Source organism: Pseudozobellia sp. WGM2, assembly GCF_017810075.1.
Taxonomy (GTDB): Bacteria; Bacteroidota; Bacteroidia; order Flavobacteriales; family Flavobacteriaceae; genus JADNYK01.
Map to the genome: position 1 here is coordinate 497066 of NZ_JADNYK010000002.1, position 17008 is coordinate 514073.

Annotated in this window: 16 protein-coding genes; all 16 read right to left on the reverse strand. The window is 39.3% G+C overall.

The genetic code is table 11. From position 1 onward, the window contains the following. Positions 1–8 precede the first annotated feature (8 nt). Entirely contained in the window at positions 9–1085 is a 1077-nt protein-coding gene (locus IV512_RS05725; RefSeq protein WP_209401495.1) for an efflux RND transporter periplasmic adaptor subunit, read from the reverse strand. Between the two features lie 19 nt (positions 1086–1104). Beyond that, positions 1105–1590: a GbsR/MarR family transcriptional regulator gene (locus tag IV512_RS05730; protein WP_209401496.1), complete on the reverse strand. Its 486-nt coding sequence runs from the start codon at positions 1588–1590 to the stop codon at positions 1105–1107. 102 nt (positions 1591–1692) lie between these two features. Then, positions 1693–2091 (reverse strand): hypothetical protein, encoded by a 399-nt coding sequence (locus IV512_RS05735; protein WP_209401497.1) that lies wholly within the window; start codon positions 2089–2091, stop codon positions 1693–1695. 12 nt (positions 2092–2103) lie between these two features. Next, entirely contained in the window at positions 2104–3123 is a 1020-nt protein-coding gene (gene pheS / locus IV512_RS05740) for a phenylalanine--tRNA ligase subunit alpha (protein WP_209401498.1), read from the reverse strand. A gap of 132 nt (positions 3124–3255) precedes the next feature. Further along, positions 3256–5148, reverse strand: a complete 1893-nt coding sequence (locus IV512_RS05745; RefSeq protein ID WP_209401499.1) for a SulP family inorganic anion transporter — start codon at positions 5146–5148, stop codon at positions 3256–3258. Between the two features lie 270 nt (positions 5149–5418). Next, positions 5419–6072, reverse strand: a complete 654-nt coding sequence (locus IV512_RS05750) for a carbonic anhydrase family protein (RefSeq protein ID WP_371743269.1) — start codon at positions 6070–6072, stop codon at positions 5419–5421. A 10-nt stretch (positions 6073–6082) separates the two neighbouring features. Then, entirely contained in the window at positions 6083–6898 is an 816-nt protein-coding gene (locus tag IV512_RS05755) for a universal stress protein (protein WP_209401503.1), read from the reverse strand. A 5-nt stretch (positions 6899–6903) separates the two neighbouring features. Beyond that, positions 6904–8496, reverse strand: a complete 1593-nt coding sequence (locus IV512_RS05760; protein WP_209401505.1) for a SulP family inorganic anion transporter — start codon at positions 8494–8496, stop codon at positions 6904–6906. Between the two features lie 86 nt (positions 8497–8582). After that, positions 8583–8879 carry a hypothetical protein gene (locus tag IV512_RS05765; RefSeq protein WP_209401507.1) on the reverse strand — a complete coding sequence of 99 codons (297 nt, stop codon included), beginning with the start codon at positions 8877–8879 and terminating at the stop codon, positions 8583–8585. Positions 8880–8936: 57 nt separating this feature from the next. Then, on the reverse strand, positions 8937–9731 hold the full coding sequence (locus IV512_RS05770) for an SH3 domain-containing protein (RefSeq protein ID WP_209401509.1): 795 nt from the start codon (positions 9729–9731) through the stop codon (positions 8937–8939). Between the two features lies 1 nt (position 9732). Then, on the reverse strand, positions 9733–11517 hold the full coding sequence (locus tag IV512_RS05775; protein ID WP_209401511.1) for a BatD family protein: 1785 nt from the start codon (positions 11515–11517) through the stop codon (positions 9733–9735). Then, positions 11517–12374 carry a tetratricopeptide repeat protein gene (locus tag IV512_RS05780; protein ID WP_209401513.1) on the reverse strand — a complete coding sequence of 286 codons (858 nt, stop codon included), beginning with the start codon at positions 12372–12374 and terminating at the stop codon, positions 11517–11519. Before IV512_RS05780 ends, IV512_RS05775 begins: the two co-directional genes overlap by 1 nt. After that, positions 12375–13421, reverse strand: coding sequence for a VWA domain-containing protein (locus IV512_RS05785; protein WP_209401515.1), 1047 nt, complete (start codon positions 13419–13421; stop codon positions 12375–12377). A 28-nt stretch (positions 13422–13449) separates the two neighbouring features. Continuing rightward, positions 13450–14448 (reverse strand): VWA domain-containing protein, encoded by a 999-nt coding sequence (locus IV512_RS05790; protein ID WP_209401516.1) that lies wholly within the window; start codon positions 14446–14448, stop codon positions 13450–13452. Between the two features lies 1 nt (position 14449). Beyond that, the gene (locus IV512_RS05795; protein ID WP_245224684.1) at positions 14450–16111 is read right to left on the reverse strand and encodes a BatD family protein; all 1662 of its coding nucleotides are present in this window, start codon (positions 16109–16111) and stop codon (positions 14450–14452) included. Further along, positions 16111–16977 carry a DUF58 domain-containing protein gene (locus tag IV512_RS05800; protein ID WP_209401517.1) on the reverse strand — a complete coding sequence of 289 codons (867 nt, stop codon included), beginning with the start codon at positions 16975–16977 and terminating at the stop codon, positions 16111–16113. The genes IV512_RS05795 and IV512_RS05800 overlap by 1 nt, the downstream gene beginning before the upstream one ends. Between the last annotated feature and the right edge of the window lie 31 nt (positions 16978–17008).

Sequence of the window (17008 nt, forward strand, 5' to 3'; positions counted from 1 at the left end):
TCTTTCTATTAGTTTTCTACAGGACTGATGGTTTGCCCGCTCTTAAGTTTAGATACACCTTCAACAACCAATTTTGAACCTTCTTCCAAACCTTCTTTAACAATATACTTGTCTTTGGTCTGACCTGCGATGGTTATGGTTTGACTGGTGATAGTATTATCCGGAGAAACGATATAGACCATTTTGTTTCCTTGAAGATCTACCGTTGCCGTCATAGGAACAGTGAAAACTTCGTTCATTACTGTCGGAATCTTGATTTCTCCCGTACTACCAGAACTTAAAATGAGGTTTGGGTTCTTGAAATCTGCGCGGAGGGTTACACTACCCGTTGAACTGTTGATAATATTGTTCACCATGGCAATTTTACCTTTATGTGCATAGGTTTCTCCATTGACCATTACGAGCTCAACCTCAGGAGCTTTTTTTATGTCTATGGTTCTACCTTCTTTGGCGACACGTTGTTTAATTTCAAGTAGTTCTTTTTCATTTAAAGAAAAGTAAGCACGTACTTCACTAATATCGGATACTGTAGTTAATGGTGTGGTTGTGGTGTTGCTAACTAATGTTCCCACTTTAAAAGGTATTTCGCCAATATACCCGTCTACCGGGCTCGTTACACGACTATAGCCTATGTTGGCAGAGATACTCTGATAAGCGCTTTTAGCTTGTTCGAGCTGAGCTTTGGCAGTTTCCAATTGAACACTACTGATGATATTTTTGTCGACCAAAGGCTTCAACTTATCAACTTCAACTTGTGCAGCGTTTACCGAAGCTTGTGCCGCGTTGGCATCTTGGGTTAAAGACTCTGTCTCCAGTTTAAAAAGTAGTTGGCCTTTTTTAACTTTTTGGCCCTCTTCGACATATATTTCTTGAATAAAGCCAGAGACTTTAGGCCTGATCTCAACATTCTGTTTTCCTTGTATGGAAGTTGAGTATAGGTCGTATGTGGTTACATCTTGTTTTTTAAGTTGCACTACCTTTAGTGAAGGGGCGCTTTGCTGTTGCGGCGCACTTTGTTGGGTTTCTTTGCAACTAACAAAAAGCACAAGGCCGGCTAGTACTATGTATATGGTTTTTACATTCATGATATTCGCTGTTCTTCGTTTATTTATCGTTTAGTGATTTTAATTTATCGATGCTTTTGTTGAGCAAATGCTCGCTTTCGTTTACAAAATGGAGGTATATATCAGTTTTAGGTTTGTTTTTTTTGAATTTCTCGGGATTGTATGATTGATGATAACCTGATATTTTATTAATGATGACTTTCTCATCCTTGAAAAGTTTTAAACGCTCTTGCAGTTTGTTTAAAAAGAAAGTGCCACTTTCTGATACTTTAAAATAGCGTTTACGGTCGCCAGGCTTAGTAAAGTAAGAGATAGTTTCCATTTTTAATAGTAGGTTTAAGGCGCTGGAAGTAGAGCTTTTACTGGCTCCACGGCGGTGCTGGCAATCTTCAAAGGTGAGGCCATCTTGTTCGGTCAATACTAGACTGGCGTACAAGCGTGCGGCCAAAGGAGGTATTTGATACATATTTTCAAAATGTACCCCTAGGTCTTCAATTAATTGTTTTTTGACTTCTTCTCTAGACATAATAGTAAAATTCGAAGTGCAAAAGTACGGTTAGTTCGGTTTTTACCGAACTAACAAGAACTAAAATTTTGTTAAATAGGGAAAAGTGCCGATAAAGTGTAGTTATTCTTGGGGTAGAATACCTTGTTTATCTAAAATAGGCAGAGGTTCTAAGCCTTTTTCGGCAATGGTGTATTTAGGAAAGAGAAATCGTTTTTCGAAAAGTTTGTCTTCTGCAAAGAAAGTAACGAAAAATTCATTGTCTAAAGCCAATATTTCTTCTTGCAGTACTTCAATTTTAGAAAACCCTTTTGCAGCTATCGTACCGAGACCATGTCTCATGGTAGATGTCTTGCGTTCATCATCGAAACCTTTGGTGACTACAATTACCATTTCGATAGGATCAGGCCTATTATTTATGATGTAGGCGTTCCAATCTTTAGATAAAAATTCTTCGTTCCATTCATGGGCTATGACCACATGTACGTCTTTGGCAATAGGTATTTCGATGTCTTTTTTCATCTTGAGCGAAATTTAGAGCGCGCTCTTAAACTGTTCTAAAAAGCGAATGTCATTCTCGCTCAACAACCGTATGTCAGATATTTGATGAAGCAGAAGAGCAATTCGGTCTATGCCCATGCCGAAAGCGAACCCGGAATATTTTTTTGAGTCGATACCGCAATTATCCAAAACATTAGGGTCTACCATACCACAGCCCATAATTTCTAACCAACCAGTACCTTTGGTCATCTTATAGTCCGTTTCTGTTTCAAGCCCCCAATAAACATCCACTTCTGCACTAGGCTCGGTAAACGGGAAGTATGACGGGCGAAGACGAATTTTTGATTTTCCGAAAAGCTCTTGAGTAAAGAACTGAAGTGTTTGCTTTAAATCGGCAAATGAAACATCGGTATCTATATATAGACCTTCCACCTGGTGAAAAAAGCAATGTGAACGTGCCGAAATTGCTTCATTTCTATAAACACGACCTGGTGATATGGTTCGGATCGGTGGTTGATTGTTTTCCATATACCTAACCTGAACCGATGAAGTATGTGTTCGCAACAAAATATCAGGGTCTGTTTGAATAAAGAAAGTATCTTGCATATCTCGGGCAGGGTGATACTCCGGAAGGTTCAAAGCCGTAAAGTTGTGCCAATCATCTTCAATTTCCGGACCTTCGGATACGTTGAAACCAATTCTCGAAAATATCTCGATAATCTGATTTTTAACAATAGAAATGGGGTGCCGAGCTCCCAACTCCAATGCTTCGCCCGGGCGGGTAAGATCGCCGTAAACCCCTTTCTCATCAGTAGCATTTTCCAATGCTGATTTAAGATTGTTTACTTTTTCGGTGGCGGCAGTTTTTAATTGGTTTATGGTTTGCCCGAATTCTTTTTTCTGGTCGTTGGGTACGTTCTTGAACTCCGCAAAGAAATCGTTCAACAGCCCTTTTTTACCTAAATATTTGATTCGGAAAGTCTCTACAGCTTCTTTGTTGTCAGCAGTAAATTTTTCAACCGCTGCAATATGCTCTTTTAATGTATCGATCATGGTCGTGGCTAATGGCGCAAATTTAAGACATTTTAGTGAACATAGATTTTGTTTGGTGACAACATTTCAAAGCAAAAGGCCCCGATATAAATATCAAGGCCTTTTACATAATTTTTGTAAATGAAAAACTAGTTATTCGATTATTTGATTGTTCTCGTTGGCGGTATGTTTGTCTTTTACATTGTCTTTTATCCAAACTAGGCAACTTTCGAAATCATTGAAAATATGTTCCTCAGGAATCAGCTTAGGTATAACGTTAACGCGCTCCATCATGTATCGGGGTTGTTGAAGCACTTCAACGAAAAGCACATTGATATTAGATTTCTTCAAATCTATTAACACATCTTCGAGCGTGTACAGCCCTGATTGATCCATATATTGCATGCGTCCCATGAGTATGATTACTGTCGATGCAGTTCTGGGTATTTGATTTGCCAGTTGCTGAAATTCACTTGTCGACCCAAAGAATAGTGGCCCTTTGAGATGTTTGATGAAAACTTCTTCTTTCAAACTTTGCGGAAAATTTATTTCATCGACCCAATCTTTTTCATCTAAGGGAGTCACATCAGAGCGTTCTGCCGTTAAATCGCCCATTTTTTTCATGAACATAAGAGATGCAATTACAAGACCAACACCAACTGCGTAGACCAAATTCCATATAGAAGATAGCACCAGAACGACGAGCATTATTACCACTTCAGAACTAAATTTTATCGGCCCTAAGCTCATGTCTTTAGGTAGGCTAGGTATAGCTTTTAAACCTTTATAGTCCATTACACCGATACCTACTGTGACCAAAATTCCGGCAAGAACGGCTGCTGGAATTTGCGATGCAACTGGCCCAAGTGCCAAGAGAATAATTAAAAGAAGCACCCCCGCAATCATACCTGAAAGCTTTGTTTTACCTCCGGCATTGATATTTACAACGGTTCTGATTGTAGCACCGGCACCTGGAATTCCACCAAAAACAGCTGCTATACTATTACCGATACCTTGACCCACTAATTCTTTGTTGGGCTGATGTTTGGTTTTGGTCATGTTATCTGCTACTACTGACGTCAATAGTGAATCAATAGCACCCAATAGTGCTAAAGTCAAAGCGGTAAAAACATAGGGGGTCACAGAATCAAGTTCAAAATCAGTGAATATACCTAAGTTTGGAGTCGGAAAACCACTGGGTATTTGTTCAATTGGCCGATAATCCAGGCCAAAACCGTAAGCGACTGCCGAAACCACGACAAGGGCAACAAGAGCACTCGGTATAGTGGTAGTTATACGTTTAAAGCCGTAAATGATGACAATTGTCGATAGTGCTAGAATCAATTCTAGCCAATTGATATTCTGCAATGCCCGAGGAAAAACTTTTATAGCGCCAAGCACGCCAGAAGCCTCGCTTTTAGCTAAGGTCTGGGCTTCCTTTAGCATGTCGGCCTCGGTAATTTTGCCCGCTCTTTTTATGGTTTCCTCAAAATCTTCAAGCACTAGAATACCTTCGCCTGCTTCCTCTTTAAGAATATTGTCCAATATAATTTCTTCCGCCAATGGCTTGAATTGATTTACAAATTCGGCATCCTCTTTAGGATAATAACCTATTGCCGGTAAAATCTGTGTTACCAAAATAATAACACCTATTGCAGTCATGAAACCGGAAACAACAGGGTAAGGAATATAACGAATGTATTTGCCGATGCCTAAAAGGCCAAGACCAATTTGCATGAGACCGGCTAAAAGAAATACGATAAGAATAGCAGGAAGAGCCTTTTCCAGACTTCCGTCATTCAAGGCAATAATACCAGCAATAACTACCATGCTTACAGCTGTCATCGGAGCTGTCGGCCCGGAAATTTGAGTGTTGGTACCACCGAAGAGGGCAGCAAAAAAGCTTATAAAAATTGCACCGTACAGTCCGGCACTGGGCCCCATGCCTGAACTCACACCGAAAGCTAATGCCAGAGGTAGGGCGACGATACCCGCAGTGATGCCGCCAAATAGGTCACCTCGAAGGTTTGAGAATAAATTTTTCATGGGAGATTTAGTAGTTGGGATAAGTTAGTATAAGATATGGATTTTAAACTAATATAGCTAGATTACAGCCTTTAGATTAATGATATTTTTAAAAAATCCGATTTATTTGTCAATTGAGTAGAATTCTGATTTTTTAATAATTCTAGCAATTATAAATTAGAGAGTTTTGTATATATAAATATCTGTTTTATAGTGAGTTGGTTAATTATTAGCAAACAAAAAACCAACGCGAAGGCGTTGGTTTTCAAAATAGATTATTTAAAAATTTAATTACTCGTAAAAGGCTACGGTACCGTCATTAATATCGTACATGGCTCCAATAATTTTGATTTCACCATTGTCTTCCATTTCTTTTAATACTTCACTCTGACTTCTGATATTTTCAATAGTCATTTCTACATTTTTCTTCGACACTTCATTGACGAAATCAATATTTTTTGAATTTCTTTTATCTGCCTCAATAGGTTCTTTTACGGCCTCTACAGCTGGCTCGATCTTCTTGATCAATGCAGTTAAATTGCCCAAACGGGCATGGTCACATGCACCTTTTACCGCTCCGCAAGCGGTATGCCCTAATACGACTACTACCTTGGTGCCGGCCAATTTGCAGGCGAACTCCATGCTGCCCAAAATATCCTCGTTGACGAAATTTCCAGCAACCCTTGCGCTAAATATATCGCCCACGCCTTGATCGAATACCAATTCTGCTGAAACCCTTGAATCAATACAGCTTAAAATGGTTGCAAATGGATATTGACCACCTTTAGTGTCATCAACTTGCTCTAAAAGGTTTCTTTCAGCTTTTTGATTGTTAGTAAACCTCTTATTTCCTTCTTTAAGAAGTTCAACGGCTTTATCAGGAGAAATGGCTGCTTGAGTTTCTTTAGTATATGCTTTCATAAATTTTATTTCTTTTAAATTAATATAAATAATTTTAAGCTAATCCTGTAGCTCCGACCAAAAGTGTTACATCTATTTTGCTCATGACCTTTTTTAAATCAGAAGAAATCGATTGGCTTTTACTATTCAATTTATTTTGCTGTCTATTTACAAGAAGCATATCAATTTTACTTCTTGTCAGGTATTTCGGAAGACTTTGAATAGAATTGTCATTATGTTCAAATACGTATTCTACCATTTTTCTACCAGAGATATCCGAAGACGCTTGTACATCACCCTTTCTATTGATTCTGAATGATTTTAAGGGTTTTTGCGTATTTTTCAATAGATGATCGAGAATTTCAAAATCAGATGTTGATTTCCAGCCATTTATCGTTCCCATAGAAAAATTAGTATTTAATGCTAAAGTTTCTCTATCGGGGGCAATCATTACTACACCTGAATGCTTTTTAAGCACGAAATCAGTAATGTTATCACCCAAAAAATGTATTGAGTGCAACTTTTTCTTACCTATAACCACAATATCCGGTTGTTTCAGTTTGAGAAAACTATCGATTTCGTTTTTTACGTTACCGAATACGAACGAGTAGTTAATGTTTAAACCGAGTTCTTCCGCCAAGGGCTGTATAATATCCTTCAGTTTTTTATCGGTTACCGAATGCTCTGAATTGATGGTTCGCATTGCTGATAACTGGTTTTCTTTTTTTACGACATCTGAAGGTTTTCGAACATTGAATACTTCAATCTCGCCATTAATCATCTTAGCCAGATTCGAAGTGCTTCTCAATGTATTATAGATAGAATCTGTCAAATCGGAAAGCAGAACTATTTTGTATTTCTTGTTTTCCATAATGATCAGCTTAGACTTAATTTAGATTTAGGCCGGTTTTGAAAGAACTCCATAAAGCTGGAGGGGTTCTCTATTTCACCGCGTTTCGATACTAAACGAATGTCTATATTGCGTTCTTTTGCCTTGTGTGCAAAATCGTCTAAAATTTCAATAATATCATTATCGAGGTATCTCGTTTTCAAGAGGTTGATTTCTAAATAAGAGTCTCTCGGAAGACTGTCTAATTCTTTTAGAATCGCTCCTTTATTGAAGAAAGTAACCTCTTCGGCCAATGTCATTTTTATTCTATGCTTACCGTTGCTAATATCTTCAATATGCAAGAAATGCGAGTTTTGGTAGCTTTTTAACAAGATGACCACTATACCAACCGCTAGACCAAGGCCTATACCCCAAAGCAAGTCGATAAAAACAATACCAAGAATTGTGACGATAAAAGGCACAAATTGTTTCCAACCTAATTTGTACATGACCTTGAACAATGCCGGTTTCGCTAGCTTGTACCCTACAATAAATAATATGGCCGCTAAAACCGATAACGGAATCATATTTAGTAGGTTGGGAATAAGTATTACCGAAATCAACAAGAAAAAACCATGAATGATTGCAGACAATTTGGTTCTACCACCAGACTGAATGTTCGCGGAACTTCGAACGATTACCTGAGTTATGGGTAAACCACCGATCATACCTGAAAGAATGTTTCCGGTACCTTGTGCCAATAACTCTCTATTCGTTGGTGTCACATTTTTATGAGGGTCTAGTTTATCTGTAGCCTCTACACATAGCAAAGTTTCTAAACTTGCAACTAAAGCAATGGTAAACGCAGTAATCCATACGTCTGGGTTGCCGATGGCTCCAAAATTCGGAAAACTAAACTGCGCTAAAAAAGAATCTAAATCATCTGGTACGGGCACACTTACCAAGTGTTCTTTGGAAATGGCCAAAGTTTCGTGGTCTTTGGTCAAAATATAGAATAAAATACCAACGACAACTGCAACAACGGGCCCTTGAACCAATTGAAAAATTTTGCCCTTTTTACTTAGTACGGTATTCCAAAGTATAAGTATACCTAGACCGATAATTGCAATCAAGGTAGCACCAGGGCTTATATTGTTGACTGTATTCAGTATTTCAGAAAATGTATTCTCACCATCTACTTGAAGAAAGGCCCAATCACCTTCTGGATCGGGGTCGTAACCAAAGAAATGGGGAATCTGCTTTAAAACGATGATAATACCGATACCTGTAAGCATTCCTTTAATTACAGATGAAGGAAAATAGTAGCCTATTACTCCTGCCTTAAGTACACCGAATAAAATTTGTATAACACCACCAATTACTACGGCTACCAAAAAATTCTCGTAACCGCCTAAAGAGGTTATTGCCACTAATACAATAGCGGCTAGACCTGCTGCGGGTCCACTTACTCCTATTTTAGAGCCACTTAGGCCCCCTACTACAATACCACCGACGATACCGGCAATCAATCCAGAAAATAAGGGGGCACCACTGGCCAAAGCGATACCTAAACAGAGGGGTAAGGCTACAAAAAATACTACGACACTTGCGGGAAGGTCGCTTTTAATATGCTTGAACATAGAACTCGAAATGTTATGCCTTCTTTTTAATAATTTCTAAAGAAGACGGTTAGTCAATTAATGGAATAAAATTGATGTAAATAAGACTAACAAGAGCGTTCCGGAGGAGGTGGAACTATTTCAAGAATGTAATCAAAGGTGCCCAGCAAATGAAAATCGTTCATTTCAGACTCTTTGATGTTTTTTATAAGGGAATAATCCCAATTGTGTTCGTTGACAAATTTCTCTTCCGCTTGTGGCTTTTTACTGGTCTCTTGATGCTCTTCTTCGTTCAAATTAGTGACCACAATAGGGTTCTCAATATCGCATAGCGTTATAAGGCTAGGAGCCGCGATGGCAAAAAGCCATAGGATTAACAAAAAAACCTGGGCAATACGCTTCATATTGAAAAATGAATTGCAAATATAAGGGCATATTTTTTTTTCTTTGTTAAGAAAATTTTAAAAATCTTTTAGGGTTTTGATATCTTCTGACGGAATCCAACCTGTTGTACCGTCGGCAATTCGAATTTTTTTCCATTCGTTGAGCTCCTCCAGTATATTAACTTTAGTACCTTCATGAAGTGCGAAGGCCTCTTGGCTTCTGAGATTGGGTTCAGACTTTACACTACTCTCGCTAGCAAAAACGATCGCTGGCTGGTCTGCTTTATATAAATTGTACTGTAAGAAGGCAAAAACTACTGAAGTGACCGAAATTAATAGCGCTACAATACTGGTTACAAAGGCCAAACGCTTTCTAGAAGAATACCTGAAGTAATAAAAAGCGATATATAATAATACGAAGAGAATCATGAAAAAAACGGCTGCGTAACTCCATTGGTCAAAAGATAGAAAGCCTACAATGTTATCATAGATTTTTGATAGTCCGGTTTCGGGTATGGTATCAATGGCATCTAAGGTCATGTTTCTGGCATAGGCCAAATTGTTTTCGACTTCTGCATCGTTAGGCTTTAATAACAAGGCCTTTTCGTAATAATAGATGCTGGGGGCTATCTGATTTAACTTATAATACGCATTGCCCAAATTATAGTAGAGTTCTGCCGAATGTTCACCATTGTCCAATATTTCTAAATACCCATTAATTGCATTTTGGTATTCCCCGACATTATAGGCTTCGGTGGCTTTGTTGAACAACGCTTCGTTCTGTGCCGAAGCAGTTACTCCAAAGAAAAAAAGTGCTATGTAGAACAATGTCTTCACTGGGCTAAAGTTCAAATTATACCTTTCGTTAACCATCTTACAACTGTTTATCCAATTGTGAAATCACTTCACTGGCCTTATCATAATCTTGTTGCATTTGTACCTCTGAAAACGGACTATAACGTGCCATTTCACAATTCTGTAAGAGGGCTATAAATCCGGTATTGGTATTCTCATCAACATCCTTTTCGTTGAGCAGAGAGGCGATTTTATCTTTACTGAACTCCGAGGTCTCAATTTTCAATTTTGCTTTCAGGTAATTGTGCAATGCTTTTTCCAATGCAATATAAAATGCTTCTTTATTGCCTAACTCTTTTTGGGCCTTTGATAAAAACTTTCTGGCCAATTTATTGGCACGGCGTATTCTATTGCCCACCACATCACTCGCGATGGCATCTCTTTTCTTTCCGAACGCTATTGCTGCAGGAATTAGTAGCAGCGGTAGCAAGAGAAAGAGATAGAAACGTGTAGTGCCAAAGAAATAATTCGTGCCAATGGTACTCAAGTTGGGCTGAAGTTTAATGAAATTAAATTGATTGCCCGTAGCAACTGCCTGTTTATTGCCTGTCGAATTGTTTGGAAGGTTTCCAACGGATGAATTAACCGGGCCTTCTTTCACATTAATGACAATCTCATCTGAATTTAATGTTTTGTAAGATTCGGAGCTCGGGTCGAAATATGAAAAGGCAATGCTTGGTATCGGATATTTACCCTTAAACGAAGGTACAATCGTATAGTTATTGCTCACCTTCCCCTGAGAACCCGCTAGTGTGGTACGAACGTTCTCATCAAATTCAGGGTCGTAAACTTCTAACGAGCCCGGAAGATTTGGCTCTGGTAACTGAAAGAGTTTTAAATTACCTTTTCCACTGACTTCTACTTTGGCCTGTAAAGATTCTGATGCGTTAAGTGCTGTTTTGCTGGTGGTCACCGAAAAGTTAAAATTACCTACGGCACCACTGAAGTCAACAGGTTTATTTTTCTCGGGAAGGGCCTTTACATTAATGGTGCGTCTTCCCGCTGAAACTGTTTTGTTGGTCTGCGAATAGATTCGGCCACCAAAAAAGTCTCGCTTTGCCGTAGGCACATCAACCGTCACATCTAACGATAAAGGTTCTATTTCTAACTTGCCCGATTTCTGAGGATATAATACCACTCGTTTTAAAATCACGTATCGATAAGGTTTGCCCTTATAAGTACCGTTTTCTGCCGATAGACGTCGCACTGGAATATCTTGACTCCAAAAGTTGTTGTATTTAGGGTTGTCTAACGGTTGATAATTTGACACGCTGATCGATGGGGCTACATATAATTTATAGACTACACTAATCGCCTCATTCAAGTACGGACTCGTTTTAGAAACTTCTGCCACGAGATGTAAGCTCTCATCGGCTACATCATCAACAGTCATCTGGTCGCTAGGTTTATCTACAGCTGCGGTAACCTCAACTTTTCTAGGTAAAGATTTATAGGTTTCACCATCGATTACAATGGTCGCTTGCTGAATCGTAAATTGCCCTCTTGCCGTTGGCACCAAGGTATAGGAATAGGTCTTTGAATAACTGCGAACCCCATTGATCCACGATGAGCTGATTGATTGAGAAGGCCCCATAAGCACTCGAAAGCCAGTAAAATCAGGTGGGTTGAAATTATCACCGTCTTTGTTCATGGTGAAATCTACCCGTATACGTTCGTTGATGCCCAATTTGTCTTTACTGAGCTTCATTTCAAAAGTAATAGCATTTTCCCCGTTTTGGGCATAGCCAAATACCACGAATGCGATCGATAAAAAAACAAGAATGTTTTTAAAGGGTATTGACATTACCAATCTTTTTCATTTTTAACCTTTACACCTTTGACTTTTTGGGCATCGATTTTTTCCTGAACCTTTTTCTCTTCGTTCTGCATGGCCTCGAGTAGATTCTGAATTTGCTGCTTGCTCAATTGGTTAGGTCGAGGTTGCTGTGGCTGTTCCTGTTCTTGTTGATCACCTTGTTCAGGTTTCTTCTCTTGCTCTTTTTTCCCATCTCCATCACCCTCTTTATTTTCATCTTTTTGCTCTTCGTTCTTGTCGCCATCTTCACCTTCATCACCCTCGTCTTCTTTATCTTGGTCTTTATTGTCCTCTTCGTTATCCCCTTCCTTTTTGTCTTCGTTCTTGTCTTTTTCGTCTTGTTTATCGTTTTGATCTTTGTCGTCTTGATTCTGGTCGTTTTGCTCTTGTTCTTTTTTGAGCATTTCTTTGGCCAATGCTAAATTATAGCGGGTTTCATCGTCTTTTGGGTCATTGCGCAATGCTTCTTTATAGGCTTCAACAGCTTTTTCATATTCTTTGCGCTTCATGAAGACATTGCCCATGTTGTGATATGCGCTATGTTTATCGTTCTTGTTATTTGCCAATACACCGGCTTGTTTGAACCTGCCGAAGGCTTCGCTATACGTTTCTTTATAGTAATAGGCGTTGCCAAGATTATAAGGCGCAGCAGAGTTTTCATCGCTTTTGGCAATCGCCTTTCGGTAATCGACCTCTGCTTCAATAAAATTCTCTTCTGAAAGCTGCTTATTGGCCTCCCACGTCAGATTCTTAGACTCTGAAAGGGCTTCAAGTTTTTCTTTCTCTTCCTCTTGAGCAAAAGAAAGAGAAGTCATAAAAAACAGTATTAAAACTAGATTTTTCATTTATTCTTCAATCTTCTCGTTAAACAGATTTAATTTCTTCAACCATTTGGTCTTTTTGTCCAGAACGAATAGGTCTAAAAATAGAAATAATAGACCTATGCCCAAAAACCATTGAAATTGATCTTTAAATTCGGCAAACTGCTTGGCTTCAAATTCCTTTTTGTCCATTTGCAACAGTTGTTCCTTTATAATTTCAACAGCACCTTCGGTATTCGAACCATCTATATACTCTCCATTGCCTTCATCAGCTATGTCAATAAGAACCTCTTCGTTCAGTCTTGTAATGACCACTTCGCCTTGCGCGTCTTTTTTAAGGCTCTCCACTACACCGTTGCGTTTGATTGGAATTGGTGCACCCTTTGGCTTACCTACTCCAATGGTAAAAATACGAATACCTTCTTCTACCGCCTTTTCAACGGCGTCTAGTGTAGTGCCTTCTGAATGGTCTTCTCCATCGGAAATAATAAAAAGTACCCGATTTGTTTGTTCCGTATCATTATAGTAGGTCGTGGCCAACTCAATGGCCTCATTAATGGCGGTACCCTGAGAGGTCAACATATCGGTGTTCATACTTTGCAAGAACATTTTTGCGGCGCCATAATCAGTAGTGATGGGCAACTGCGGAAATGCTTGACCGGCATACGCGATAATTCCGATTCGGTCACTGGCCAATTGATTGATTATTTCAGAGACCAACCTTTTCGATTTTTCCAAACGGTTGGGTGCAATATCTTCGGCCAACATACTTTTAGATACATCTACCGCAAATACGATATCTACCCCTTCACGCTTCACAGTTTCAAGTTTGGTGCCTATTTTGGGGTTCACAAGCCCAATGGTCAAAAATGCAATTCCTAAGAGAAAAAATAACAACTTCAATGTTGATTTATATCTTGATCGATTGGGAGTGATTCTTTTGAACAGCGATAGGTCAGCAAATTTACGCTGAGTTCTTTTTTTCCAGATTTGAAGAAATATGAACAGCACAACGATTACCGGAATAATCGCCAGAAAATAGAAATATATTTTTTCGTCGAACTGTATCATTGTCGTTTTCTACTTTGTCTTGGGGCAATTAAATAAAACTTCTGAATATCGTGTTTCTCAATAACCATTCTAGCAATAGCAAAGCTCCTGCCAAAAACACCCAAGACCTGAATTTTTCTTCGTATTTGTAATATTTAAACTCTTCTACTTCAGTTTTTTCAAGTTTGTTGATTTCCTCGTAAATAGTTTCTAGCTTTTCATTATCCGTAGCCCGAAAATATTTTCCTCCGGTAACCTTGGCAATATCTTTCAACAACTCTTCGTCGATTTCAACCTGACGCATTCCATAGCGATAAGAGCCGTTCGCATTAAAGCCAATGGGCGATAGGGCATTTCCATTGGTGCCCAGACCGATGGTATAGGTCTTGATTCCAAATTCAATGGCCAAGTCTGCGGCCGTCTGCGGCTCAATGAAACCGGAGTTGTTTACTCCGTCGGTAAGCAATATAATCACCTTACTTGAAGCCTTGCTTTCTTTTAGTCGATTTACCGAAGTGGCCAGGCCCATGCCTATTGCGGTACCGTCATTCAATTGACCGTAGGTAATGTCGCGCAGTGAGCTTAACACAATCGATTTGTCGCTTGTAATGGGGGTTTTTGTAAAACCTTCACCAGCGTAAGCCACCAGCCCAATACGGTCGTTAGGTCTTTCTTTTATGAATTTAGCGGCAACTTCTTTAAGGGCGGCAAGTCGATTTGGCTTTAAGTCACGGGTCAACATACTTGAAGACACATCAATGGCCATAACAATATCGATACCTTTCGTGGTCTTCGTACGGGTAGAAATATCTTCTGTTTGAGGTCGTGCCAATGCCGTAATAATTGCTGCCAGTGCCAATAATCGCATGATAAACAGCAATGGTTTTAATTTCGGAAGGATGCCTTGTTTTTCAAACCCTTTTACAGTTGGTATTTTTAATGATGCAGACTGTTCACGCCTTTTGTAGAAATACCACAGCACGGCCAATGGAAGCAATAACAGCAACCAAAAGAACTCAGGATTTGCAAATGATACATTCTCTAACATTCTATACGTCTGTTTTTACTTCAAGGGTTCTTTGAATTCTTTCGACAATCTCTTCGGCATACTGATCATCATCTAACCAGGTCAAGATCACTTGTTGCTGAAAACCTTTGCCCCCGAAAAGTATTACGCTATACTTTCCGCGTACAAGATCATCGGATTCGGGTACGGCGAATTGTCCACTACCATACACTTTAATTCCCTTTACACCGCTTACGGTAGTGAATTCTTCTTGTTTTGTGATAATGTTCTTTGCGCCCTTTTCTTCAAGGTTCTTGATGAACATTTCAATAGACTGTTCAAAATCGGGTTCTGCTTCTTGAGTCAGTGTTGTCGAGGTGGTACCGACAGTGAATAAGGCATCGGAATCTCTATACATAAAAATTTGAAGGTCTTGTATATTGCCCTTCATCTCTGGGGTAAGTTTTACATCTTGACGTTTAAGAACCTCAGGCGTTTCTAAATTAATTGGCGGATACCCATACGTACTCGCTACCCATTCGCCTTCCAATAATTTTTTCGTAGGATGACCTAATGCCGTGTCTTTCACATAATCAAAGCCATAATAGGCAATCGATGATGCAATTGATATGACAATTAAGGCCAATGCGGCAACACCGGCCATGACCCATTTTTTCTTTTGCTTTTTGCGCGCCAATTCTTCCTGAAACTCGGCTTGTTCCATAAGCTCTTCCTCCGTAGGTTCTGGTAAGGCTTCATGGGTTTTGATAACAATTTCCTCTATCGCCTTTCTGTCATTTTTCGCAACGGATGTTTCGGGCTTTGATTTGGCAAATTTTACCAAATCGGCCGTTTGCAATATGCGCTTGAACTGTTGCAATGTATCGTCGTCAATTTTAAGTTCACCAGCATCACGAAGCATTTCTAGTTTAGCGATAAGTTCGTCGGTCGTACTCTCTAAGGCGGTTACATGAACGTCTTCCTCAAGATATGAACGAACAATATTGGTGAGTTCTGAATAGTATTCTTTGTATTCATCTTGAATAAGATACTTAGAGTTTTCAAGATTCTTTAGTTCTAATAATGCCCTGTCGTATGGTGGAAGCAACGCTACTTTTTCTTCTTCCGTGAGCGGTTTTTTTCTAATGAAGAACCAGTAAGCCAATCCACCGATCAGGGCGATAGCCAATAAGATGCCGAGCAGCCATTTCCAAAATTTAGAATGGCTTTTTTCTACTTCTCTGAGCGGTTTGATGTCATACATCTTCTGCGCCAGGGTGTCAACGGCAACATCGGCAACATTTACCTGCGTAGAGTCTGTAAAATAGCCTTTTCCGTTTACTTCTATACGTTGGGCAGGCAATTTGTAAGAACCTGAATCGAATTGGGTCAGCGCATATATTTTTTGCAGGGTCATTCGGTCTGCCTTGCGGGTAGTATCGGTTTCAAAAGCTTCAACGGTTTCTAGGGGAGAAAAGGTCTGCCCATCAGGAAAAATAACCTGTGCCAGTGTATCGGTTTCTACGGTGACCGTAAAATTTATCTGTTCACCAATTTTAATTGATGTGGTATCTACAACGGAGTTTATTTTTGGTTCTGTTTGAGAATGCCCTATTGAAAACCATAAGAAAGCACAGAGCACGAGGCATTTTCGCCAAGAAAAAGCTATTTGGGAGAACTGTATTTTCAAATTAAATATTTTCATTAACCTCTGCGCTTGAAATAGCCCAATAATTTTTTAACGTAACTCTCATCAACACGGCAAGTAATAACTCCACATCCAGATTTTTTGAATGTATTCATAAAGTAATCTACCCGCTGATGGTAATAGTCGGCGTACCCCTTGCGAACACTCTTTGATTGCGTGTTCACCAATTTTATTTTACCGGTTTCGGCATCTTGCATTTGCACCATACCCAAATTCGGAATTACCTCTTCTCTCTGATCGAACACCCTGATACCCGTAAGGTCGTGCTTGTTACCCGAAATTTTCAAGGTTTTTTCGTAATCATCCGCTATAAAATCTGATAAGACGAAAACGATAGCCCGCTTTTTCATTACACTACTCAAGAATTTTAAAGCTTCTGCTAAATCGGTTCGGTCGCTTTTAGGCCTGAATTCAAGCAGTTCCCTAATAATTCTAAGTACATGGCTCTTTCCTTTTTTAGGGGGAATGTAAAGCTCCACCTCGTCAGAGAAGAGAATAAGCCCGGCTTTATCATTGTTCTGCAAAGCAGAAAAAGCCAAAGTGGCCGATATTTCGGTGATAATCTCTTTCTTGAATTGGTTGGTGGTACCGAACATTTCAGAACCACTGACATCGACCATGAGCATCATGGTCAATTCTCGTTCTTCTTCGAACACCTTTATATAAGGCTCGTTGTAACGGGCGGTTACGTTCCAATCGATATTTCTAACATCATCGCCGAATTGATATTGCCTTACCTCACTAAATGTCATACCACGACCTTTGAAAGTGGAGTGATATTCCCCTCCAAAAATATGATCGGAAAGACGCCGGGTCTTAATTTCGATCTTACGTACCTTCTTTAGTAGTTCTTTGGTATTCATGATTCAGTAAAATGCACTTAACAATCAGGTT

Coding starts and splice junctions, on each gene's coding strand:
- IV512_RS05780 (WP_209401513.1), bottom strand. CDS start 12,374: ATGAAAAATCTAGTTTTAATACTGTTTTTTATGACTTCTCTTTCTTTT.
- IV512_RS05745 (WP_209401499.1), bottom strand. CDS start 5,148: ATGAAAAATTTATTCTCAAACCTTCGAGGTGACCTATTTGGCGGCATC.
- IV512_RS05725 (WP_209401495.1), bottom strand. CDS start 1,085: ATGAATGTAAAAACCATATACATAGTACTAGCCGGCCTTGTGCTTTTT.
- IV512_RS05765 (WP_209401507.1), bottom strand. CDS start 8,879: ATGAAGCGTATTGCCCAGGTTTTTTTGTTAATCCTATGGCTTTTTGCC.
- IV512_RS05760 (WP_209401505.1), bottom strand. CDS start 8,496: ATGTTCAAGCATATTAAAAGCGACCTTCCCGCAAGTGTCGTAGTATTT.
- IV512_RS05755 (WP_209401503.1), bottom strand. CDS start 6,898: ATGGAAAACAAGAAATACAAAATAGTTCTGCTTTCCGATTTGACAGAT.
- IV512_RS05730 (WP_209401496.1), bottom strand. CDS start 1,590: ATGTCTAGAGAAGAAGTCAAAAAACAATTAATTGAAGACCTAGGGGTA.
- IV512_RS05770 (WP_209401509.1), bottom strand. CDS start 9,731: ATGGTTAACGAAAGGTATAATTTGAACTTTAGCCCAGTGAAGACATTG.
- IV512_RS05795 (WP_245224684.1), bottom strand. CDS start 16,111: ATGAAAATATTTAATTTGAAAATACAGTTCTCCCAAATAGCTTTTTCT.
- IV512_RS05735 (WP_209401497.1), bottom strand. CDS start 2,091: ATGAAAAAAGACATCGAAATACCTATTGCCAAAGACGTACATGTGGTC.
- IV512_RS05775 (WP_209401511.1), bottom strand. CDS start 11,517: ATGTCAATACCCTTTAAAAACATTCTTGTTTTTTTATCGATCGCATTC.
- IV512_RS05790 (WP_209401516.1), bottom strand. CDS start 14,448: ATGTTAGAGAATGTATCATTTGCAAATCCTGAGTTCTTTTGGTTGCTG.
- IV512_RS05800 (WP_209401517.1), bottom strand. CDS start 16,977: ATGAATACCAAAGAACTACTAAAGAAGGTACGTAAGATCGAAATTAAG.
- IV512_RS05785 (WP_209401515.1), bottom strand. CDS start 13,421: ATGATACAGTTCGACGAAAAAATATATTTCTATTTTCTGGCGATTATT.
- pheS (WP_209401498.1), bottom strand. CDS start 3,123: ATGATCGATACATTAAAAGAGCATATTGCAGCGGTTGAAAAATTTACT.